Raw genomic sequence first — 22,487 nt, forward strand, 5'->3', positions numbered from 1 at the left:
ATGAAGAGAGCCCTCCTTGCGATTGCCATGCTTCTCTCTGCATGCGGAGAGAAAGCTGTCGAGCCCGTCTTCTTCCCTGATGAGAACCCGCAGCTCCTCTCTGACTGGGGTGCGGTTTCGGTGGACAGGGGCGAGCTGCGCCTTGGCGAGGGCGTCACGCCCTATGCGCTCAGGACGCCGCTCTTCACCGACTATGCGCACAAGCTCCGCACCGTGTGGTCGGTTGGCGAGGCCACTCCGCGAGGAGATTGGGCGCCGGACTTTCCCGTCGGGACCGTGCTGACCAAGACCTTTTACTACCCTGAGAGCGGCAGCAATGTTCTGAAGGCTGAGGACATGCAGCCGGTGAACGGGACGCGCGGTCTGGACCTAGCGGAGCACAGGCTGATCGAAACCCGCCTCCTCGTCAGGCGCAGCGATGGCTGGCACGCTCTCTCCTACGTTTGGAACGAGGATGAGACCGAGGCTCGCCTCAAGCGCACGGGCGCAGTGGTGCCCCTGACGCTCGCCTCCAGCGCAGGGGAGGAGGCTTTCCCCTACATCGTGCCCAATGAAAATCAGTGTGCGTCCTGCCACATCCGCGACGCGACTGATGGCGGTCTCGAACCCCTAGGTCCGACCGAAGCACAGCTTGATCATCCGTACGGCTACGCAGGCGGTGAGGCGAACCAACTTGCCGCCTGGCGGGAACGCGGCCTTCTGGTGACGACTGGTTATGAGCCTTCCAGCACGGACCCGCTGGCGAGCCTCGATGGCCGGGCGCGGGCCTACCTCGCTGCCAACTGCGCCCACTGTCACAACCCCGTCGGCCCTGCGGACACGTCCGGGATGGATCTGACGCTCTCCGCCGATGGCCCGGCGCTCGGGCACTGCAAGCCGCCGATCGCGGCTGGGTCCGGCACAGGGGGCAGGCGCTTCGGAATTGTTCCGGGTGCCCCTGATCAGTCCGTCCTCACCTATCGTGTCGCTTCCCGCGACCCCGGCGCCATGATGCCCGAGGTCGGGCGGAGCCTCGTCGATGAGGAAGGCCTTGCGCTTCTCGAGGAATGGATCGGGGCGATGGACGGGGCCTGCAGCTAGTAGCCGAACTCGATACCGAAGCCGAAGCTCCGGCCTACGATGTCGTAGTGCTCTGCATAGATGTTCCGTCCACGGGTGAACCCGACAATGCCTGGAGTGTCATCGGTCAGGTTGGAGATGCTCGCACTGATCCGTACCCGGTCGCCAATCTCGTGCCGATAGGCGAGGTCAAGCGTCGTGATCGCATCAATCTCCGACTGCGGAAGGTCGAGGGTCGTCGTCCTGACCCGGCCCCGCCGTCTTAGCTGCACCGCGATCTCCTGCCGGTCCCATTGAATGCCTGCAGCGGCCAGGGTCTCATGCCGCGGCGCGTTGACTTGCCCTTCCTCAAGCGCGCTATCAAGCCGAGCTTCGAGAAGCCACGTATGGAGCCCCGATGCCCACAGCCGCTCGACCCCAAACCGTCCATCAAGCGACTTCACATAGCGGCTTTCGAAGTCAAACCCACGCCATTGCAGCCGCTGGTCGTTCTCAAGAACATAAGCATCGCGGAGCAACCGCCCCGTCTCGTCTTCCCGAAGGATATAGGACGCACCCGAAGGATCTACGCCGCAGGTAGGATGCTCAAGACCCTTTGAGGCCAGGCATAAACCCGTTGCTGTAGCGAACCGCCTGCCGCGCCTTAGGAGGTGGTCCGTGTACGATGCCCTCAGCTGAAGCCGATCGTTCTCCCACCCCAGAAGGTCATGGGGCTTGATGATGATATCGCCGCGATAGCTGACTGTGTGCTCTGGTTCGCCGCCGCGAAGGTCGAGGAGGGGAGTCTCCAGAAATCCTGCGCCCAGGACCGGCGCCGGATCGACGCCGTTGGGCAGCGTCTGCCGGCAGTTCACCGCAACCGTCCTTTGGTCCGCAGGGAGAAGACCTGCGCAAGGGTCGCGGGCGTAGGACACCTCATCTGGCTGCCGTGCGAAGACCTCAGAGAGGTTGGGTGGCCTGCCCGCAGCCGTCGCCATGGCGCGCACATCCACCCACGAGCGTGGGTTCCAGGAGAACCCTGCCTCGCCAGCGCCCGTCCAGTCCGCCTCTTCGCTGTGGATGGCCCGGGCGCCAAGATGGAGGTTGAAGGGCCCGAGGACGCTCTCCTCACCGTTGAGAGGGATGACCGCTCGCAGCGCCAGCTGTCCCAGCCGCTCATGGCCTTCAAAGCGCGTCCCGTCAAAGACACCGATCAGGCGATCTATCGCGGTACGATCCGTATGCGTAGAAACGCTGTCCCAGCGAACGCTGCCCTGCGCACGAAGCTCGATGTCTCTGCCGATAGGCGTACCAATCCTCTGGAAGGCATCGGCGAGAAGCTCTGTCTCAGCGACATTGTACTTGGTGCGCTCGGTTCCCGCACGGATGAAGTTTTCGGTACCCGCAAAACCATCAGCATCAAAAGGCCGGGCGACAACGCAGCCCGCTGTCACCGCGCAGAGATTAGGCGAGAGGGTAGCTTCGAGCGCTCTACGGTCCGCGATGTTCTTCTGCCTGAAGCCTGTCTGGGTCAGGCCCTGACGCAGCTGAAAGCTCAAGGACAGGCTATCGGTAGGCTGAACATCCACCCCGAGCGCGGCATCCAGCGTCAGCCGGTCTGTCTCACTGATCCGGGGGCCGAGCGCCGTGAGGCGCTTGTCGAGAACAATCGACGAGACGCCAAGGCCCTCGAAATTCGCCCGGATCGCCTCAGGCACGAGGCTGCTCTCAAGATCAATGACCAGCCCGCTGCCCGTCGCATCCGGGCCTGCCGAAAAGCTGACGGCGCCCACAGGAGAGAGCCGCGTCTCTGTCCGGTTCGCGCCAAGATGCAGCTCGGTAAAGAGCGCGGCGCTGTCGGAAAGCTCATAGTCCAGCTTGCCATAGCCGAGGAGACGTTCATTGGGCAGGAGCGTGCTCTGCCCCGCCGACCAATTGTAGAGCTGGTCTCGCGAGCCGACGAAAGGCTCGAGCGATCGTCCGTCCCCTGACACGATCAGAGCATTTGTCAGGGAACTGGCCTGCACGATCGAGCCGTCATCAAGCACCGCAAAACGCAACCGCCCCTCAGGCGTCAGAGCGCTGCCTCCAAATCCCGGCAGAAGCTCTCCCGTTCCGGTTTCGGAGAGAAGTCCGTCCACGGCAAAGCCATAAGGCTCACTGGTCAACGCGCGGTCCCGGCCCACAAGGCCATCGGCGATGGTCCCTTCGAGGCCGAGAACGAAGCTTCCCCGCTCGCCGCGGAACTGCCCTCCGTACACAGTGTAGAGGCTGTAGAGTTCGCCATCGCCTTCTTCCGAGACTGAGCCCCGCGCTCCCACCTCAAGACCCTCTGCGGCCTGGCGCAGGACGATATTGATCGAGCCCGCTGCTGCGTCGGGGCCGACGGCAACGCTCTGGTTGGAATCGAGGATCTCGATCCGGTCCAGAAGCGCCGTCGGGATTCCGGTCAGGTCCACCGCGAATACCGTGCCGTTGCCCCCCGAAACGGGCGTCCTGCGCCGACCGTTCACGAGGACCTGCGTCCTGTCAGGGCCAAGGCCGCGAAGGTCGGCCAGATTGAGGCCCGCGGTTGCGCCAAAGAGCGCCGTGTTGGCCGAGGTGAAAGAGGCGAGGGTCTGGGGCAGGTCGAAGATCGCGTCGGAGATATCGGTATCGTTCAGGAGGCGGAGCTCTTCGCCCTCGACGACGGTCACCGCGCCCTCCTGGGCAAACCGGGTCGCGATCGGCGCGCCTGTCACGACAATCGTGTCCACGAGCTGGAGGGAGGGGTCGAGGCTCGCCACCACCACAGGCTTCTTCGGGCCTTCGGTCCTGATGGCGAAGGTGCCGCGTCCTACCCGCTCGAGCTCCATGCCGAGGGACTGCACGACATCCTGCAGTGCACGCCGCGGATTACGCGCAGGGTCGATGGCCACCATCCCTGCGCGGTCCAGACGCCTTGGGTCGTAGATGACCACGAGCCCCGCCTCGTCAGCGAGAGTCTGCACGGCTTCGCGGGCAGGCACTTCGTAGACGGTCGAGCTCGCGAGCGCCGTCCCCGCGAGGCCAGCCGCGAGGGCCGCTAGACTGATCGTCAGCCTGCGCATCTAGTCCTCGCTCACCGGTCGCGAGAGGATGATACCGCCGGGCACGCGCTCGACGTCGAGGCCGAGGGCGACACTGATCCCGCGCACGGCCGTCTCTTGGCTATCAAGGGTGAAGGTGCCAGTGACAACCTCCTCCGCACCAAGATCATCCCCAAGCCTGATCTGTGTCACGAAATAGCGGTTGAGCTCCTCCACCACCTCGCCGAGGGGCGCTGCGTCAAAGACGAGCCTTCCGCCGCGCCAGGAAAGAAGCGCGTTCGCGTCGAACCTGACGGGCAGCACAGCCTCTCCATCGGCACGGAACATCACGGCTTCTCCGGCGATCAGGGTGACGGGGCTCCGCCCTTCCGGGCTGACCTCGACCGTGCCTGAGAGGACCGAGACGTGGGTCTCGGGGCCCGTCTGCCTGACGTTGAAGCTCGTCCCGATCACCGTCACCCGGCCATGATCCGTATCGACCGTAAAGATGCGGGAGGGATCCCGCTCCACGTTGAAGAAGACCTCGCCTTCATCAAGGGTGACCATGCGCGCATCGTCGGTCAGCGCGACTTCGACGGCGGTCCCTGTGTTGAGGGTCATCACCGAAGCATCATCGAGCGTCACGGTGCGCTGGGCCCCGATCCGCGTTGCGTAGCGGGTAGGCTCGAGAGGTTCCGGTGTGCTCGGCAGGCTGAAGAATATGGCCGAGGCCGCCAGCACGACCGTGGCTGCAACAGCTGCAAACGGCCAGGGCGAGCGGCGTTCAGCACTTCCTTCTGAAAGCGCGTGAAGCTCTTCCTCGAAGCTCTCCGCAAGAAGGTCCTCAGCATGGGGATCAAGCGCTGTCACTGCCCGCTCCATCTCCCCGAGCGCATCCTCATTGGCAGGCTCCGCGCGCCATTCAGTAAAACGGCGCTCCTCGTCGGGGGTGAGGGGGCCTCGTTCGATCCTCGCGAACCACTGGGCGACTTCCGCTTCGGTGGGTTTGGGGGTCTGGTTCATGGTCATGGTCCTAGCGCCCCCTACCGCGGCCTGGCGCGTTCAGCGGGACGACATTGCTGGCCTCGTCACCCCTGACCGATGCACGGAGATGGGCGAGGGCGGCGATGATATACTTTTCGATGCTGGACACTGAGACACCGAGAACGCCCGCTATCTCAGCGTAACTCTTCTCTTCGAAGCGCGACATAATGAATGCCCGCCGCTGCTTCTCCGGCAGGCCGCGGATTGCCTCGAGGGCGGAGAGGGTCTCGGTGCGGGTCAGGAGCTGGCTCTCGGGCGAGGGGCTGTCCGACGGCACACTGGCCACAAGATCAGTCTCGTCGTCCTTCGACTGCTCGGTCAGGCCAGCCTTACGGCGGCGCGAGCGGGAGCGGAACTCGTTGGCGGCAAGATTGGCGGCCGTCCGGAAGAGGAGCGCCTTCACGTTCTCAATGTCGTTGCTTTCGGCGTAGCGCCAGACGCGCAGATAGGTGTCCTGCGCCAGGTCTTCCGCCATCTCCCGGTCGCCGAACTTCGACGTGAGCCAGCCAACAAGCATGCGGTGATGCTTGCGGAGCTGCCTATCCAGAACCCCGCGGTTTCCTTGGCCTGCAAGGATCCTCTCAGGATCATCAGTCATAACGCATCCAACTCTGCCGGGCACGCGCCCGGCGTTTCTGCCTGACCGTCAGGATCCTTGGGTGCGCTCCCTCCTGCATTTTTCATGCAGTGCCTTGAGGGGTCTTTGCGTCCCGGTGTCCTTTTGGTCGGGCAGTCAGTTGATGCTGAGTGTCCTACCCCAATGAACTTGGCGGATCCGAATGCCTCTCGGATCCGCCGCTTTTGTAGGATCGAAGAACAGCGCTTGGCAAGCGCCGCCGCCTCAAGAGAGCCTCGGAAGAGGCTGGGCGTTGCGTAAAGAGCACGAAAAAACCGCGCCCTTTAGAGCGCGGTTTTCGTCGTGTCCGGAATATCCGTAGGCGTTAGTCTTCGGCGCGGAACCTGACAGCTGCACCGCCGCCTGCGCCAAGGTCGAAGGACATGGTGTCGGCTGACGTCACCGTCTTGTCCTCGCGGACGAAGGCGTAAGGATTGGTTTCCCAGTGGGCGCCCTCACCATCGCGGTAGATCTCCGCGACATAAGACTTGCCCTCTTCGAGGAAGCTCAGGTCGAAGCTGACTTCGCGAGCGTCTTCGTCCGTCAGTGCACCGACATACCAGTCATCGCTGTCCCAGTCCTTGCGGGCCTGGACGATGAAGTCACCGACTTCGCCTGCGACGGCGATCGATTCTTCCCAGTTGGTGGGGACGTCCTTGATGAACTGGAACGCCTCCGGCTTGGCGAGATAGTTCTGCGGCAGGTCCGGTGCCATCTGGATGGGCGAATAGATCACCACATAGAGCGAGAGTTGCTTGGCGAGCGTCGTCTGGGTGAAGGCCTCGGGGCTGTTCCGGTCGTCAATGTCATAGTCCGGGTTCTCGTTCGGCCTCAGGTCAAAGATGCCAGGGGTGTAGTCCATCGGACCCGAAAGCATGCGGGTGTACGGAAGGATAGCCGTGTGCTCCGGCACATTCGGCGGCACACCCCATGCGGAGAACTCCATGCCCCGGGCACCCTCTCGGGTGATCCAGTTCGGATAGGTACGGCGAAGCCCTGTATCCTTGATCGGCTCGTGAGGGTTCATGGCGATCATGTGGTCATGCGCCTTCTCGAGGACGAGGATGTGGTGGTTCGAGTTCTTCTGTCCGTCGTGGAACTCGTACTGCTCGATGCCGTTTTTATCCGTCCACTTCAGGTTTCCGCCATCGGCGACATAGCCTGACTTCACCTGGCGCACGCCATGCTTCTCGTAGAGGTCAAAGGCCTCGTCGATCTGGTCTTCGTAGCGGCCGATATTGCCCACGGTCTCGTGGTGACCGATCAGGCGGACGCCCTTGGAGAGGGCGTAGTCCGTGACTTCCTTGATGTCGAAGTCAGGGTAGGGCTTGGCAAACTCCATGACGTCGCCGGCATTGTACCAGTCGCCATCCCAGCCTTCGTTCCAGCCTTCGATCAGCACACCGACAAAGCCGCTGTCAGCTGCGAAGTCGATCATTTCCTTCGCGTACTCGGTCGTTGCGCCATGCTTCGGTCCCGAGCCCCAGGTCTTGGTGCGGATGTGCATGTCCCACCAGATGCCGGTGTATACCCCGAGGTCCTCGGCCACATAGGCGACATCACCAAGCACGTTCGGCTCATTGAGGTTCAGGTAGATATCGGTGCCGTTGACGAGGCCCGGCGCATCTTCGGCGATCTGCACGGTGCGCCAGGGGGTGTTGAACGGCGCGCGTTTCTTGACCTTAGGGCCGTCCGAACGCGGAGCAAGGTCAGCTTCGAGGATATTGCCGCGCTTGAGCTGCAGGGACATGCCCGAATAGTCGAGGAGCGCCGCTTCGTGGATCGACACGTGGGTGCCTGAGCCAAGCTCCAGCGTCACCGGCGTGTGGACCTTCTGCATCCCGCTCACGGGCGTTGTGTCATAGAGATATTCGTAGCGGTTCCAGAGGCGGGCGCCGATATGGAAGGCGGTGGCATCCTCCGCGGGCAGAGCGAACTCTGTCAGCTCGTCGACAATCGCGATCTCACCGCGCAGGGCTTTCTGCTTGGGAAACTCATAGCGGAAACCGATGCCGTCATCGAAAGCGCGGAAGCGGACGTCAAAGCTGTGGCGCTCATCGTCGGCGTCGCGGAAGGTGACGACCATCTCATTGTGGTTGTCGCGCACATAGCGGCGCTCGCCCCAGGGCTGCTCCCAGGTCTCATCATGGCTCGCCGTGCTCTTGCGGCCGATGAGGAGGTTGTCCTTGAACTGCTTATGCTTGGCGAAGCGCATGCCGAGCTTCGAGCCGAGGACCACCGGCTCACCGTCATGGGTGACCGCATACATCGGCTCGCCATATTGGTTCGTGAACGCCGTGATTTCGATATCGCCGTCAGGAGAAGTGACCGAGTAGCGGGCATCGTCAGCGAAGCTGATATCCTCCTGCGCTGCATGGGCGAGGCCCAAGCTTGCGACGGACAGCATCATCATTGTGCGGATCATTATCGTCTTCTCCCTGTCAGAGACCACTCGGCCGAGGGTCTTCCCGCGGCTCTTTTCTGGCCCTGACTTGCCCCACCAATGGCGCTCTTGCCAAGCCTTTATGCGGGTTTCGTGCAGTTTGCGTCATTGACCGGAGGGGCCTCACCGCGCATCTTCGGGGTCCAGTTTGGAGTGTCCGATCAGCTTAGGACGCATAAGGAATGACCATGACAACGATGTTTGGCGCCCTCGCCGGAGCGGCGGTTCTCGCCTCCTCTTTCGCACTTGCACAGAGTGATCTGAACAGGCCCGTGGAGGACGATGTCATCTACTTCATGCTCCCCGACCGGTTCGAAAACGGCGATCCGTCGAACGACCGCGGCGGTATGGAAGGGGATCGGCTTACCCATGGTTTCGATCCGACCCACAAGGGCTTTTATCATGGCGGTGATCTCAAGGGCCTCACCGAACGGCTGGACTATCTCGAGGAGCTGGGCGTCACTGCGATCTGGCTCGGCCCCATCTACAAGAACAAGCCCGTTCAGGGCGGCCCGGGTTTTGAGACCGCAGGCTATCACGGCTACTGGATCACCGATTTCCTCGACGTCGATCCGCACCTTGGCACCCGCGACGATCTCAAGCGTTTCGTTGATGCGGCCCACGGCCGCGGCATGAAGGTCATCCTAGACATCATCACCAACCACACCGCCGACGTCATCGCCTATCGCGAGTGCCACGACAGCGAGAGCCCTCTTTTCATTGGCGAAAACTGCGGCGGTTACCGCTCCGAAGCTGACTATCCCATGACCACTCGCGGCGGTCCCGACGGTGTGCCGATCAACCAGGACTTCCTGGGCATGGATATCAGGACCGAGGAAAACTTCGCCGCTCTCGAACGCACGGATTGGGCGTACACGCCCTACATTCCTGCGGGCGAAGAAGAGGTGAAGAACCCCGCCTGGCTCAATGACCCGGCCTATTACCACAATCGCGGGAACTTCGATAATCCGGGCGAGAGCTACGTCAACGGCGACTTCTTCGGCCTCGATGATCTGATGACGGAGCACCCCAAGGTGGTCGAAGGCATGATCGAGATCTTCGGCAGCTGGATTGAAGACTTCGGCATTGATGGCTTCCGCATCGACACGGCCCGCCATGTCAAGCCTGCGTTCTGGCGTGAGTTCCTTCCTGCGATGGAGGCCAAGGCCAAGTCCGTCGGCAAGGACGAGTTCTACATCCTCGGCGAAGTCTTCGACCCCGACCCCGCCGCGCTCGCGCGCCATACCTGGGACGATAAGTTCCCGACGGTTCTCGACTTCGCGTTCCAGGACGCGGTCCGCGATGTCGTGGCGAACGGCGAGGGCACGGACCGGCTGGCCTATCTCTTCCGCGCCGACACCCTCTACCGCGGAGGCCATGCTGGCGCCCGCAAGCTGCCGACATTCCTGGGCAATCACGATATGGGCCGGTTCAGCCAGTTCATCCGCGAGGCCAACCCCGACGCCGGTGAGGAGGAGATGATCGCGCGCCTCAAGCTCGCCCACACGCTGCTCCTCACGGCGCGCGGCGTGCCGACGCTCTACTCAGGCTCCGAACAGGGCTTTGTCAGCGACGAGGGCGACCAGGGTGCGCGGGAGGACATGTTCCCGAGCCGCACGGCCGTCTACAATGACAACGATATTCTCGGTACGGACGCGACAACAGCCGAGGATAATTTCGACACGGATCACCCGCTTTTCGTCTTTATACGCGATATGATTTCGCTGCGCCGCAACAATACTGCGCTGCGACATGGAACTCAGGTCACGCGTTACTTCGAAGAGGAGGGCGGACTCTTCGCTTTCTCGCGTATCCATCCCGAGGATGGCGAGGTCATCGTTGTCATCAATTCAGGCGAGGAGGATCGCGTTAAGAATGTCTCCGTTGAGCCCCAATCGGTTGAATGGGAAGCGCTTTTCGGAAATTGTGCAGTGCAATCAACTGCTCAGGCTACGGTACGAGTCGAAGTTCCGGCGCTGTCTTCTGTGATTTGTAAGTCACAGTAGGGTTAGCGCGAAATTGTCCCTCCCCTGACTGACTTGCTTCGCTCAGGGGAGGGGAGCACCCTCTCCTCCTAAGGTGACCGGACACAATAAATCCGGACGTCTGTAACAGGGAGGACATCAATGTTCAGGATGAATCGCAAAGCTGCTCTGCTTTGCTGCGCTGCACTGCCAGCCATCGCGATCTCGACGGGCTTCGCCCAAGAAACCGCGGTTGAAGAAGACGGCGACGTTATCGTCGTTCGCGGCATTAAGAAGGCAATCGAGGACTCGCTCGACGCCAAGAAGAATTCCAACTCGATTGTCGAAGCGATCTCTGCCGAGGACATCGGTAAGCTTCCCGACGTGTCGATCGCCGACTCGCTCGCACGCCTCCCCGGCGTGACCGCCCAGCGCGTTCGTGGCCGCGCTCAGCAGATCTCGATCCGCGGCCTTGGCCCGGCATTCTCGATCGCTCTCCTCAACGGTCGTGAGCAGGTCTCCGCAAACAACAACCGCGGCATTGAGTTCGACCAGTTCCCATCGGAACTGATCGCCCAGGGCCTCGTCTATAAGTCGCCTGACGCAACCCTTGCTGCGACCGGTATCGCTGGCGCTGTGGATCTTCGGACGGTTCGCCCGCTCGACTACAGCAGCCGCCGCGTCAACGTTTCGGGCCGCTACGTCGTCAACAGCGAAGACGAAGCCAACCCTGATTTCGACCGCAACGGCTACCGCCTGTTCGGTTCGTACATCGATCAGTTTGCGGACGGTACGATCGGTGTCTCGATCGGCATCACCGACCAGTCGAACCCGACCCAGTACACCTCGCGTGAGCTGAAGACGAACCCGTTCCAGATCGCCATCGATCCGGACAACGGCCTCTTCTATCCGTCGGACAACCCGCGGACTGGTGTTGTCAGCCGTGACTTCGAGCGCACCTCCTACGCTGGTACCCTCCAGTGGAAGCCGAATGACCGCTTCGAAAGCACCTTTGACGCCTTCATCACCGAGACCGAAGATGCAGGTATCTTCCGCGGTGTCGAAACGCCGATCGCTTCCTGGTCGGGCGCTCAGTTCGAAGGCACCACCGGCAATGGCGGTTTCTTCGCTGACAGCGCAACCTTCAGCGCCGTTGTTCCGATCCTCCGTACCGATACGGAAAGCAGCGAATCGACCATCGAGTCCTATGGCTGGAACACCGAGTACGCTGTCACCGACCGCTTCAGCATCATGCTCGACGTGGCGCGCTCCACCATGGAACGCACCGACCTCGACTATGAAAGCTATGCCGGTACCGGCGTTGCCCGTTCAGGTGCTCAGGACACGCTGACCTACAACATCGACCCCGATGGCGAGTACTCGATCACCTCGCAGATCGACTACACCGATCCGGGCGTTGTGCTCCTGACGGACCCGGGTGGCTGGGGCCAGGTCGGCTTCACCCGTTCGCCGAACATCGAGGACGAGCTCGACCAGATCCGCCTCGAAGGTGAGTATGACCTCGAGAAAGGCTGGCTGGACTCCGCAGTCGTCGGTTACCTCTACACGGCCCGTGAAAAGTCCTTCCAGGACACGGCAGCATTCATCCGTGCAGGGACCGGTTTCAACACCGACCGCGAAGCTTCGATCCCGCAGGACGCCATCGTCGGCCAGACCGACTCGGGCTCCATCGGCCTCGACATCATCGCGTATGACCCGTCGGCTCTGATTGCCAACGGCACCTACATTGTCGACCCGACCCCGGGTAATGACGGTTGGACGGTCGAAGAAAACATCGACACCTTCTACGCGATGTTCAATCTCGACGGTGAGCTCGGCGGCAAACCGCTGCGCGGTAACGTCGGTGCTCAGTATGTCATGACCGAGCAGTCCTCGACCGGTACGCTGGCTGGCGGCAATGGTGGCCTCCAGACTGTCGACTACGAGTACGAAGACTTCCTGCCGAGCCTCAACCTCGCGCTTGAAGTCGCGGAGAACACCTTCCTCCGCTTCGCAGCCGCCAAGCTGATCACGCGTCCGCGCCTCGACCAGCTCGCTGCCAACCAGAGCATCGGGTTCAACCCGCTGAGCTGTGTGGACACCGACTCGGACGGCTTCCCGGACCAGGTCATCGACTTCGACCCGCCGCAGCTCGTCTGCTTCAACATCGGTGGTGGTAACGCGACCCTCGAGCCGTTCCGCTCGACCCAGTACGACCTCGCCTTCGAGAAGTATTTCGGCGATGCCAGTGCGCTGTCCTTCGCAGTCTTTCACAAAGACCTCTCGGACTGGGTGGTCAGCCGGAACGACTTCATCGACGGCACCGGTACGATCCAGAACTTCGGTGACTCAGGCGATCTCCTCGCTACCAACCCCGAAGTTGCGCTCACCGGCATCAACGGCCCGGTCAACTTCGCTGACGGTTCGCTGACAGGCTTCGAAGCCACGGTCCGCGTTGGCCTCGGCGACGTCTACGAGCAGCTCGACGGCTTCGGCTTCTCGGCAAGCTACACCTACACCGACAGCGAACTTGAAGCTGACGGCGTGGCGATCCCGATCCCGGGCTACTCGGAAGAGATCTGGTCGGGTGACGTCTACTACGAAAAAGGCGGCTTCCGCGCTCGCCTGAACGCCCGTCACCGCGGCGACTTCCGCGCCGAGGTCACCCAGTTCGACGGTGCGCTCATCGGTTCGGACCAGCTCGGCGAGACGGTTCTCGACGGTCAGATCGGTTACGAGTTCAACGAAGGCGGCCCGCTTGGCGGCTGGTCCTTCATCCTCGAAGCCTACAACCTGACCGACGAGCGTATTGGTGATCAGAACGACATCTTCACCAATAACGATCCGAACAATGGTGACGTCGTCGGCACGTTCCCGAGCCGCTTCGAGCAGTACGGAACGACCTACAACTTCATCGTCTCGAAGAGCTTCTAAGCCCTTCAAGACAAGATAAGTTCTCCCTTGCCCGTCGGAAGGTCGCACCTTCCGGCGGGTTTTTTTGTGGTATAATGCCCAGGCAAGACCAGGGAGATACAGATGGCGCGCCAGCCTATCGAACGTGTGCTGATCGTCGGCGGAGGAACCGCAGGCTGGATCACCGCTGCCGCCATGTCCAAGCTCCTGCCAAAGAGCATCAAGATCGAGCTCATCGAAAGCGACGCTATCAGAACGGTCGGTGTGGGCGAGGCCACCATCCCCCAGATCCGCAGGCTGAACATGATGCTCGGCCTCGACGAGATGGAGTTCGTCCGGGAGACCAAGGGCACCTTCAAACTCGGCATTGAGTTCAACAATTGGGGCGGCAAGGGCGAGAGCTACATCCACACCTTCGGCGACGTCGGCATGCCGCTCGCAAGCCTTCCCTTCCAGCACTACTGGCTGCGCGCGAAGGAAGCGGGGCAGGCTGACGACCTTTGGCAGTATTCGCTCCACCGCCGTGCCTGCGACGCGGGCCGGTTTGCGCCGCTTGAGCGCGTAGGCCGTACACCGATGGGTGGGCTCTCCTACGCTTTCCACTTCGACGCTGGCCTCTACGCCCGGTATCTCCGCAAGTTCGCAGAAGCCCACGGCGTCACACGGACCGAAGGCCTCATCGAGGATGTGGCGCTGGACAGTGAGACCGGTTTCATTCGCTCGGTCTCCCTCAAAAGCGGTGAGGTCAGGGAAGCCGACCTCTTCATCGACTGCTCTGGCTTCAGGGGTCTCCTCATTGGCGGCGCCCTCGGTGTCGATTATGTCGATTGGTCGAAATGGCTCCCCTGCAACCGCGCGGTGGCTGTCCCTTGTGAGCGCACTGACCCCCTTCTTCCGTACACGAAAGCGACCGCCCATGACGCTGGCTGGCAGTGGCGCATTCCGCTCCAGCACCGGACCGGCAATGGGCATGTCTTCTGCGATGGCTTCACCACGGAGGAGGCCGCGACGGAGACGCTGCTCGCGCATCTCGACGCTCCGACCACGGCGGATCCGCGGCCGCTGCGGTTCACGACCGGCAGGCGGAAGGATTTCTGGCACAAGAACTGCGTCTCGGTCGGTCTGTCGTCAGGCTTCCTCGAGCCACTGGAGTCGACCTCGATCCACCTGATCCAGTCGAACGTCTCGCGCCTCTTGGAGCTTTTCCCGGACAAGAGCTTCAACCCCGCGACCATCCGCGAATACAACCGCGTCGTGGGCAAGGAGTATGAGCTGATCCGCGATTTCCTCGTTCTTCATTATCACCAGACGGAACGTGAGGACACGGAGTTCTGGCGTTACTGCAAGAACATGGACGTCCCCGACAGCCTTCGCGAGAAGATGGCGCTCTTCGAAGAGAGCGGCACGATCTATCGCGAGGCGGACGATCTCTTCCGCGATTCTAGCTGGATCCAGGTGATGGTCGGGCAGGGCGTCGCGCCAACAGCCTACCACCCCATGGCTGACCGTCTCTCGGATGATCAGCTCAAGGATTTTCTCGGGAACGTCGACAGGATCATCGACCAGGCTGTTGCCAAGCTTCCGACCCATGCTGAGTTTATCGATCAGACCTGCGCTGCTGGGGCATAGCCAGCCATGAAATCCTCATGGCTCGGCATCTCATTTGCCGCGTCACCGATGGCTGCCTTCACTTGCGCAAGCCGCTCCGCCACCGGGACGCCCGTGCGCATCTCCGTCATCACCGGCGCGCGCTCCGGCACGATGTTCTGGCCGAAGTAGACCGCCAGCCAGCTCGGGTTCCGGAACAGCTCGCCATCCTCGGCGACGACCATCCCGTAGTTCCTAAACTGATCAATCTTGTACTTAAGGGAGTCCGGGATCTCCATATGCGCGCAGTAGCGCCAGAGCTCCGTGTCCCGACGCTCCGTCGCATGGTAGTGCAGGACGAGGAAATCGCGCACCCGCTCATACTCCTGCTGGGTTAGACGGTTGTACTCTTGCGCCAAAAGCGGCGACATATCCGCATCGGGGAAGAGGGCGAGAAGGCGCATGATCCCGTACTGGATCAGGTGCAGCGACGTTGACTCCAGTGGTTCCATGAACCCGGCAGAAAGACCGATCGCAACGACGTTCCGGTGCCAGAACTTCCGCCTACGCCCTGTCGTGAAGCGCAGCGTCCGCACATCGGCAAGGGCCTCGCCATCAAGATTATCGAGCAGCGTCTTGGTAGCTTCCTCTTCTGAGATGAAGGCATCACAATGGACATAGCCATTGCCCGTGCGGTGCTGCAGCGGAATGCGCCATTGCCATCCCGCTTCGCGCGCCGTCGAGCGGGTGTAGGGCGCCATTGGCCCCGTCTTCGCGCAAGGCACAGCCACGGCCCTGTTGCAGGGTAGCCAGTGGGACCAGTCTTCATAGCCCGTATGCAGAGCATCTTCGATAAGAAGACCGCGAAAACCAGAGCAATCAATGAAGAGATCGCCCTCGATCTCCTGCCCGTCTTCGAGCGTGACGGAGCGGACAAATCCGTTCTCAGGATGAAGGGAGGCGTTGCTGATCCGCCCCTCGCGCCGGACAACGCCGCGCTCCTCGGAGAACCGCCTCAGAAAGGCTGCATAAAGAACAGCGTCGAAGTGATAGGCATAGTCAAAGGTCGACTGGATCTTGCCGCGATCGCGCGAGGGGTGTGAGAACTTGCCCGCCTCCGCCGCACCCCATGCCATGCAATAGTCCTCAAGACGCCCGGCACGCCCCGCCAGGTGCTCCTTCATCCAGTGGTGGTAGAAGGGGACGAAATCAAACTCCGCCCCGTACTGACCAAATGGATGGAAATAGGCGTCGCCTTTCTTCCCCCAGTCGACGAACTCGATGCCGAGTTTGAAGGAGCCTTGGGTTTCGCGTAGGAAGGTCTGCTCGTCGATGCCAATGCGCTGGTTGAAATAGCGGATGGGCGGGATCGTCGCTTCGCCAACGCCGACCGTTCCGATGGTTTCGGACTCGATCAGCGTGATCTTCGTCGACCTTCCGGCTGCAGAGGAAAGGGCCGCGGCTGTCATCCAGCCGGCAGAGCCTCCGCCGACGATCACCACGTTTTTCAGCACCCTGCTCATGGCCCGGTCTCCCTTGCGGACAAGCCGCTTTTTCTAAAGCCCATCTTGGCGAAAAGCCCCGCAGCGGACAAGCCGGAGTGATGCCGCATCCCTTGCCTATGGGGCCGTCTCCGTGCTGGAAAAAGGCCATGGTGGCCTTCACGCTCAACCCCTCACCCGACGTGACGTTCCGGCAGATGGGCGACGAACAATCGCCCCTGCTGATCCTCGACAATGCGACTTCGGGGGCGGAGGAATTGGTGGCTCTTGCCAAGGCCGCGACCTTCACGCTGGAGCGCGGCAGGGGCAATCATTTCCCGGGGGTCAGGGCGCCTCTGCCCGATACTTACGCCAACGCGATGGAGGCGTTGCTACGGCCGCATCTCCACCACTTCGGCCTTGCTGAGGCAGCCCGTTCGGCAACCCCGCTCAATGCCCTTCAAATGGTGACCCTCCCGGCGAGTGATCTCGCGATCCCGCAAAAGGTCCCTCACTTCGACACCTTCGAAGAGCACCAGATCGCGGTTCTCCACTTCCTCACTCATGAAGACCGTGGGGGTACGGATTTTTACCGCCACCGAGAGACAGGCTTTGAGCGGATCAGCGAGGAACGCTTCACCCCCTATACCCAGACATTGGTCAAGGAAGTGCAACGGGACGGGATCGGTGAGGGTTATATGCAGGGGGCTGATGACCGGTTCGAACTGATCGACCATGTCGAGAGTAAGTTCGATAGGGTCGTCGCGTACTTCTCCAACAGCTTGCATTCTGGCCATGTCGAAGGCGCTGGTCCGTTCCCGGATGATCCGGAGCAGGGTCGCCTCATGGCCTCGGTCTTCCTACGCTTCAACCCTGGCGCCTGACTGCTCAGCTATCCCAGCCGCGTACATTTCCTCGATCTGGTCTGCGAGGACCAGGATGTCGAACGGCTTCGCGATGATGCCGAGGGCACCCATACTCTCGATCTGCATCTTCGCCTGCGTCTTCGCGGTCATGAAGATCACAGGGGCCAGATGGTCCTTGTGCTGTTCTTTGATTGTCCGTGCCGCGTCGATGCCATCAAGGTCGGGAACCATGACGTCAAAGAGCATCAGGTCAGGCTTCACCTCCGGAAACCGCGCGATCGCATCGGGACCCGTGGCAACATGGACAAGCTCGAGATCGTCACGGGCGGCCAGAGCGAGCAGGACCAGCTCCGAGATAGCCGGATCATCTTCCAAGTATAGGATAGTCTGAAGCTTTTTCGTCACAGCGCGACCTCCGCGCTCATTTGATCCTGGCGCGCTTTCAGGAGCGCAGTGGCCTCTCCAACGACGACATCGGGCATGAAGGGCTTCTGGATGTAGCGGACATTCTGTTCCGAAAACCACGCAGACGGAGCTTTCGCCGAGAGCACGATGACAGGTATCTTGGAGAGCTCGGTATCTTGTTGAAGCTCCAGCAGGACCGACGTGCCCGACATGACAGGGAGGCCCCTGTCGAGGATAATCAGGTCGGGGCGTCTGTGCTTGATCGAAGCCATGGCTGCGATCCCGTCCCTCAGGACTTCCGTCTCATAGCCAAAACGCGAGAAAGCCGCCCAGAGAAGGTCAGACACGGACGGATCATCATCGACCAGAACGATGCGCGCCTCTTCCTGTCCAAGAGGAGCAGCGGCTTTCGGCGCAGAGGCGGAAGAGCGTTCTTTCCGCAGTTTGTCGAGCTGGCTTTCCTGACGATAGAGCTGAACCGCACTGTCGACGGCGTCGCGCAGCTGGGTCAGCGTCATGGCGAGATCGCGCGCATCCCGGTGACCGGAGATCGCGGCGTCGAGGGAGTCCTCCGCCGCAAACGCAGCTTCGCTCACATCCGGAAACCCATAGGTCGTCCCCGAACCTGCAAGCCTGTGCACGAGGTCCCTGAGAACGAAGAGATCGCCTGGCTTCTCGCCCGACTGGGCACGCTCAGACGCCAGATTGAATGTCTCGCAGGCTGCCTCCAGCCGCTTCAGATAGCGCAGGCGCAGCTCCTTGAACAGCGCGCGGCCCGAGCCCGATCCCTTGATGTAGTCTGTCATAGTACCGCTCATTACTTCGTTTGCCGCCAGCCTACGATCATCAAGTTGCCAGTCCCTCAACGCGCAATTTCAGATTGTAGGCCTTAACCATCGCCATCGTTACGCTGCGCTTTCCGATGCCGTTTCCTTAACAAGACCCGCGATCGTCCGCAGAAGGAGGTCATGATCGATGGGCTTCGGGACATAGTCGTCAGCCCCTGCCTGCAGGTACTCGTCACGCTGTTGGCGCAGGGCGTTCGCGGTCAGCGCAATGATAGGTATATCAGCCTGCGGAACATCACCTCGCCGGATCGCACGGATGGCTTCATCGCCTGTCATGATGGGCATATTGATATCCATCAGGACGATATCGAAGCGTCGTGTACGAAGCATATCGAGCGCCTGCTTCCCGTCCTCGACCGTCGTCACCTCGTAGCTTCCTGCGAAGGCCAGCATCTCCTCGACAATCTCCTGATTGACCGGATTGTCTTCAGCCAGAAGCACGGCTGCGTTCCCGCTGGGTGCGGTGGGCTCCGACTCCTCAGGAGCTGTTGTGGGCCGCTGGATATGGCCGTCCTCGACGCAGGGCAGGGTGAACCAGAACGTTGAGCCCTCGCCCAGCTTGCTCTCGACACCGATGGCCCCATTCATACTGTCAATCAGCTCACGGCTGATCGCAAGGCCGAGGCCGGTGCCGCCGAACTTACGGGTCGATGAGCTGTCCGCCTGGGTGAACCGTTCGAAGATCTTGGCCTGGTGCTCCTCGGAGATCCCAAGGCCCGTATCGGTGACGCTGAAGCGCAGGACGTCACCCTGTTGCCTGACAGCCATCGTCACAGAGCCGCTTTCGGTAAACTTCACCGCGTTCCCGACAAGGTTGAGGACGACCTGGTTGATCCGCTTACGGTCACCACGGCTCGCGGGCAGCGGCTCCTCAGGCAGGTCCACACGGAGCTTCAGGCGCTTCGAGGCGGCAAGGCCAATCGCAGCGTCCCTGACCTCTCCAAGCATAGCAGGCAGGTCGAGGCTCTCCATTTCGAACTCGATCTGACCGGACTCGATCCTTGAAAGGTCAAGGACATCATCGATGATCGACAGGAGAGCATTCCCGGACGCGCTCAGGCGCTTCACATATTTGTCCTGCTGGGGGTCAAGGTTCGTCCTCGACAGAAGCTGCGCCATGCCCAGAACGCCATTGAGGGGTGTGCGGAGCTCATGGCTGATGTTGGTGAGAAAGTCCGTCTTCTGTCGGTTGGCTGCTTCGGACGCATTCCTCGCCTCAAGAGCCTCTTCGAGCCGCCGGGCATCGGCCTCGATGTCATCGGTACGCCCCAGGACCTCTGCACCGGAATGCCGACTGCCCTTCGATACGACGATCTTGGTCCGGTAGCGGCGCACCTCGCCGGGATGGAGCGTCAGGCTATGCTCGAAGGTGAAGCCGCGAGCAGATTCCACGGCCTGGATCAGCTGTTCATCGAACAGGCTCCGCTCCTCGCTTCTCATCCGCCCACGAAGGAACTCGATCGACAGGGGTTGGTCCTGCACCTCCGTCAGCTTTGCCCGGAGGAGAGGGTCGAGATGCAGCGCGTTGCGCTCCACATCCCATCGCCAACGGCCTTCGTCGAGTACGCAAGGGTCAGGAGACTGACGAGAAAAGCTGTTCAACTGGGTAGCGGCTGCAACCATGACGCGAAGAACTCCCGGGGCGGCCAAGGACAAAAGAACAGCCTTGTTGCAAGGCTGGCCTAAGGTCTGGTGAAGCTGACCCTGAAAATCTTCTGCTGCGTTGCAAGCGAAGTCTTTACCGCCACAACCCTAAAGAGTTCCCGTCAACAAATCGGCAGGGGACATCATGGAACTATCGCTCGTTGAGACCATCCTTTCCATCGCGCTGGCTGCGGCGGGTGTTTGGGTGCTGAAATTGCTCTCGGAGAAGAGAGCGGAAATGGAAGCGGCGCGGGCAAGGCTCGTCTCGCGCTCCCAGCTCATCAGGGCAGCTGCCCATGAGCTACGCCAGCCCCTCAACGGAATCGTCGGGCTTGTCTCGACCATGAGAAGTCAGTCCGGGAACGATCCTGCATTCCGGGAGGAGATCGCAGAGAAGATCGACGTCTCGGCGCGGGAACTGAATGCAGCCTTGATCGACACGCTCGAGATCTTCGAGCTTTCGACGGGCGACCTTGGCTTTGATCAGGCACCGATCGACCTCAGGACAGAAACGAAGCTCCTCATCCGCAAAATGAACCGTGAGCTGAAGGAGAAGGGAAGCGAGATCACGATCCTCGGTGGCCACCTGCCAGAGATTTGGGTCGAGCTTGACGGCATGCGCCTGAAGCAGTGCCTCCGTACCCTGATCGAGCAGGCCATATCCCAGTGCAAAGCTGGCCATGTCCGGGTGTCGTTCAAGGTCGAGAAGGTCAAGGGTGCGCGTCACCGGATGACCTACACGATCCGCGACAGCGGCGCCGGAATGGACCAGCACCGTGCACGTCGTTTCTTCGATCCTGTCGAGTACAACGAGAACCCGGCGCTCCGCGGCAGGCCAGCAGCGATGCTGCGCCTCAACCTTGCTGCTGGCCTTGCTGAGCTGATGCAAGGGGGGATTGCGGTCGAGAGCAGCCTCGGGCGCGGAACCTCGTTCACCTTCGTCCTTGAAGCTGAGACCTGTCCGCCGATCGAGAACTTCACCCACGAAGAGGAGAGCCGCGCTGCCGAGGAGATGATCGACCCGAGTTTTGGAAACCTCAGTGTGCTGTTGGTTGACGACAACGAGGTCAACCTCTTCGTCCTCCAGGAGTTCATCATGCCTTTGGAGTTTGGCCGGGTGGTCTGCGCCAAGGGTGGCCAGCAGGCCATCGACCGGGCGGAGGAGGAGCATTTCGACCTCATCCTCATGGACCTCGCCATGCCGGAGGTCGATGGCTTTCAGGCGTCCCGCGCCATCAGGGATGGTGTGAAAAGCGCGGGCGCTCCGATCATTGCGGTGTCCGCGGAGCATATGCGCCGCGGCGATGACCGGCTGGCGAAGGCAGGCATCGACAATTTCGTGCCGAAGCCTGTCGTCAACGCGGACCTCTTCGCCGCGATCCTGAAGGCGACCCCTGACATGATCGCCAATGCGAGAGCGCGCGGCGTAGACGTCGAGCGCTCCGGCGAAGCCAAGCTCCGCTTGACGGCCTAGAGGCCGGCCTTAGCTTCGGAGAACTCCGTGGCCAGACGATCAACCAGCTTCGAGACAGGGCCGACGCTCTTCACCGAGCCGATGCCCTGTCCTGCACCCCAGATGTCCTTCCAGAGCTTCGCTTCGCTATCTCCGCCGGACTTGAAGCTCATCTTGGAAGGGTCAGCTTCCGGCAGATTGTCCGGGTCCATGCCCGCCGCCTTGATCGACGACTTCATGTAGTTGCCGTGGATGCCGGAGAAATAGTTCGTGTACACGATATCTTCCATATCGCCCGAGGCCACGCCCTGCTTGTAGGGGTCAGGCGCATTGGCCTCGTCCGTCGCAATGAAGGCCGAGCCGACGTAGGCCGCGTCAGCCCCCGCCGCGAGCGCCGCGAGGACGCCTGCGCCCGAACCGATCGCCCCTGAGAGGAGGATCGGGCCGTCAAACCACTCACGGACTTCCGCCACGAAGGCGAAGGGGGAGAGCACCCCTGCGTGACCGCCAGCGCCAGCCGCCACGAGGATCAGGCCATCGGCGCCTTTTTCGACAGCCTTCTTCGCGAAGGTGTTGTTGATCACATCATGGAAGCACAGGCCGCCATAGCTCTGGGTCGCTTCAAAGACCTCTGGCCGCGCGCCTAGCGAGGTGATCGCCATCGGCACCTGGTGCTTCACGGTCACTTCGAGGTCATGCTGCAGCCGGTCGTTCGAGCGGTGGACGATGTGGTTCACCGCGAAGGGCTTGCCGACGGTCTTGATCTCGTCGAGCCACTCGGTCAGCGCCTCGGCAGGCCGTGCGTTGAGCGCGGGGAAGGAGCCGATGACCCCGGCCTCGCACTCGGCCTTCACGAGCTGGGGGCCCGAGACGATGAACATCGGCGCCGCAACGACCGGCACTTTTTGTTGGGAAATGAGGGATTTGAAGTGGGCGCGCGCGTCGGCGGGCGATCTCTTGGCCATGGTTCCTCCCGTGGCGTCGGTTTCAGGTTTGGGCCGACAGTCGAACCGAGTGGGCGCGGGGTCAAGCGCGGCGCTTCGGGGCACTGTTTGTTCTTGACGGAGAGCCGCTTTCCCACTAGCTGCACCCGCTCACTGGGGCACCAGAACCCCGGGCCAAAAAGGCAAGTCATCAA

Annotated in this window: 15 protein-coding genes; 6 read left to right on the forward strand and 9 right to left on the reverse strand. The window is 61.7% G+C overall.

Annotated elements, in window-relative coordinates:
- Positions 1–1,080, forward strand: a complete 1,080-nt coding sequence (locus tag HK107_RS06435; RefSeq protein ID WP_173197812.1) for an SO2930 family diheme c-type cytochrome — start codon at positions 1–3, stop codon at positions 1,078–1,080.
- On the opposite strand, the gene HK107_RS06440 is transcribed toward HK107_RS06435, so the two are convergent.
- The 4 genes from HK107_RS06440 to HK107_RS06455 all read right to left on the reverse strand — a co-directional run bounded on the left by HK107_RS06440 (position 1,077) and on the right by HK107_RS06455 (position 8,155).
- Positions 1,077–4,127 carry a TonB-dependent receptor gene (locus HK107_RS06440; RefSeq protein ID WP_173197814.1) on the reverse strand — a complete coding sequence of 1,017 codons (3,051 nt, stop codon included), beginning with the start codon at positions 4,125–4,127 and terminating at the stop codon, positions 1,077–1,079. The genes HK107_RS06435 and HK107_RS06440 overlap by 4 nt on opposite strands.
- Entirely contained in the window at positions 4,128–5,108 is a 981-nt protein-coding gene (locus tag HK107_RS06445) for a FecR family protein (RefSeq protein ID WP_173197817.1), read from the reverse strand.
- Positions 5,109–5,118: 10 nt separating this feature from the next.
- Complete coding sequence (locus tag HK107_RS06450; protein WP_269815579.1) at positions 5,119–5,727, reverse strand: RNA polymerase sigma factor; 609 nt, start codon at positions 5,725–5,727, stop codon at positions 5,119–5,121.
- Positions 5,728–6,070: 343 nt separating this feature from the next.
- On the reverse strand, positions 6,071–8,155 hold the full coding sequence (locus HK107_RS06455) for a glycoside hydrolase family 97 protein (protein ID WP_408636658.1): 2,085 nt from the start codon (positions 8,153–8,155) through the stop codon (positions 6,071–6,073).
- Between the two features lie 221 nt (positions 8,156–8,376).
- Here HK107_RS06455 and HK107_RS06460 point away from each other — a divergent pair, with 221 nt between their 5' ends.
- From HK107_RS06460 to HK107_RS06470, 3 genes are all read left to right on the forward strand, one after another.
- Entirely contained in the window at positions 8,377–10,194 is a 1,818-nt protein-coding gene (locus HK107_RS06460) for an alpha-amylase family glycosyl hydrolase (protein WP_198912319.1), read from the forward strand.
- Between the two features lie 120 nt (positions 10,195–10,314).
- Positions 10,315–13,086: a TonB-dependent receptor gene (locus tag HK107_RS06465; protein ID WP_173197821.1), complete on the forward strand. Its 2,772-nt coding sequence runs from the start codon at positions 10,315–10,317 to the stop codon at positions 13,084–13,086.
- A gap of 102 nt (positions 13,087–13,188) precedes the next feature.
- On the forward strand, positions 13,189–14,694 hold the full coding sequence (locus tag HK107_RS06470) for a tryptophan halogenase family protein (protein WP_173197822.1): 1,506 nt from the start codon (positions 13,189–13,191) through the stop codon (positions 14,692–14,694).
- Here the strand turns inward: HK107_RS06470 and HK107_RS06475 are convergent.
- Entirely contained in the window at positions 14,670–16,175 is a 1,506-nt protein-coding gene (locus tag HK107_RS06475) for a tryptophan halogenase family protein (RefSeq protein ID WP_173197823.1), read from the reverse strand. The genes HK107_RS06470 and HK107_RS06475 overlap by 25 nt on opposite strands.
- Positions 16,176–16,303: 128 nt before the next feature.
- Between HK107_RS06475 and HK107_RS06480 the strand changes: the two genes are divergently transcribed.
- Positions 16,304–17,017, forward strand: coding sequence for a DUF6445 family protein (locus HK107_RS06480; protein ID WP_173197824.1), 714 nt, complete (start codon positions 16,304–16,306; stop codon positions 17,015–17,017).
- On the opposite strand, the gene HK107_RS06485 is transcribed toward HK107_RS06480, so the two are convergent.
- From HK107_RS06485 to HK107_RS06495, 3 genes are all read right to left on the reverse strand, one after another.
- Positions 16,994–17,404 (reverse strand): response regulator transcription factor, encoded by a 411-nt coding sequence (locus HK107_RS06485; protein WP_173197825.1) that lies wholly within the window; start codon positions 17,402–17,404, stop codon positions 16,994–16,996. The genes HK107_RS06480 and HK107_RS06485 overlap by 24 nt on opposite strands.
- A complete protein-coding gene (locus HK107_RS06490; protein ID WP_173197826.1) occupies positions 17,401–18,210 on the reverse strand; it encodes a response regulator transcription factor in 810 nt (269 codons plus the stop codon). Before HK107_RS06490 ends, HK107_RS06485 begins: the two co-directional genes overlap by 4 nt.
- Before the next feature lie 99 nt (positions 18,211–18,309).
- Positions 18,310–19,875, reverse strand: a complete 1,566-nt coding sequence (locus HK107_RS06495; protein WP_173197827.1) for an ATP-binding protein — start codon at positions 19,873–19,875, stop codon at positions 18,310–18,312.
- Between the two features lie 166 nt (positions 19,876–20,041).
- Between HK107_RS06495 and HK107_RS06500 the strand changes: the two genes are divergently transcribed.
- Positions 20,042–21,370, forward strand: coding sequence for a response regulator (locus tag HK107_RS06500; RefSeq protein ID WP_173197828.1), 1,329 nt, complete (start codon positions 20,042–20,044; stop codon positions 21,368–21,370).
- Here the strand turns inward: HK107_RS06500 and HK107_RS06505 are convergent.
- On the reverse strand, positions 21,367–22,314 hold the full coding sequence (locus tag HK107_RS06505; protein WP_173197829.1) for an NAD(P)H-dependent flavin oxidoreductase: 948 nt from the start codon (positions 22,312–22,314) through the stop codon (positions 21,367–21,369). The two genes, HK107_RS06500 and HK107_RS06505, sit on opposite strands and share 4 nt — an antisense overlap.
- Between the last annotated feature and the right edge of the window lie 173 nt (positions 22,315–22,487).

Source organism: Parvularcula mediterranea (assembly GCF_013085255.1).
Taxonomy (GTDB): Bacteria; Pseudomonadota; Alphaproteobacteria; order Caulobacterales; family Parvularculaceae; genus Parvularcula; species Parvularcula mediterranea.

What these genes read in the sequence shown, in the direction of transcription:
- HK107_RS06435 (WP_173197812.1), top strand. Translation starts at nt 1, where the DNA reads ATGAAGAGAGCCCTCCTTGCGATTGCCATGCTTCTCTCTGCATGCGGA.
- HK107_RS06440 (WP_173197814.1), bottom strand. Translation starts at nt 4,127, where the DNA reads ATGCGCAGGCTGACGATCAGTCTAGCGGCCCTCGCGGCTGGCCTCGCG.
- HK107_RS06445 (WP_173197817.1), bottom strand. Translation starts at nt 5,108, where the DNA reads ATGAACCAGACCCCCAAACCCACCGAAGCGGAAGTCGCCCAGTGGTTC.
- HK107_RS06450 (WP_269815579.1), bottom strand. Translation starts at nt 5,727, where the DNA reads ATGACTGATGATCCTGAGAGGATCCTTGCAGGCCAAGGAAACCGCGGG.
- HK107_RS06455 (WP_408636658.1), bottom strand. Translation starts at nt 8,155, where the DNA reads ATGATGCTGTCCGTCGCAAGCTTGGGCCTCGCCCATGCAGCGCAGGAG.
- HK107_RS06460 (WP_198912319.1), top strand. Translation starts at nt 8,377, where the DNA reads ATGACAACGATGTTTGGCGCCCTCGCCGGAGCGGCGGTTCTCGCCTCC.
- HK107_RS06465 (WP_173197821.1), top strand. Translation starts at nt 10,315, where the DNA reads ATGTTCAGGATGAATCGCAAAGCTGCTCTGCTTTGCTGCGCTGCACTG.
- HK107_RS06470 (WP_173197822.1), top strand. Translation starts at nt 13,189, where the DNA reads ATGGCGCGCCAGCCTATCGAACGTGTGCTGATCGTCGGCGGAGGAACC.
- HK107_RS06475 (WP_173197823.1), bottom strand. Translation starts at nt 16,175, where the DNA reads ATGAGCAGGGTGCTGAAAAACGTGGTGATCGTCGGCGGAGGCTCTGCC.
- HK107_RS06480 (WP_173197824.1), top strand. Translation starts at nt 16,304, where the DNA reads ATGGTGGCCTTCACGCTCAACCCCTCACCCGACGTGACGTTCCGGCAG.
- HK107_RS06490 (WP_173197826.1), bottom strand. Translation starts at nt 18,210, where the DNA reads ATGACAGACTACATCAAGGGATCGGGCTCGGGCCGCGCGCTGTTCAAG.
- HK107_RS06495 (WP_173197827.1), bottom strand. Translation starts at nt 19,875, where the DNA reads ATGGTTGCAGCCGCTACCCAGTTGAACAGCTTTTCTCGTCAGTCTCCT.
- HK107_RS06500 (WP_173197828.1), top strand. Translation starts at nt 20,042, where the DNA reads ATGGAACTATCGCTCGTTGAGACCATCCTTTCCATCGCGCTGGCTGCG.
- HK107_RS06505 (WP_173197829.1), bottom strand. Translation starts at nt 22,314, where the DNA reads ATGGCCAAGAGATCGCCCGCCGACGCGCGCGCCCACTTCAAATCCCTC.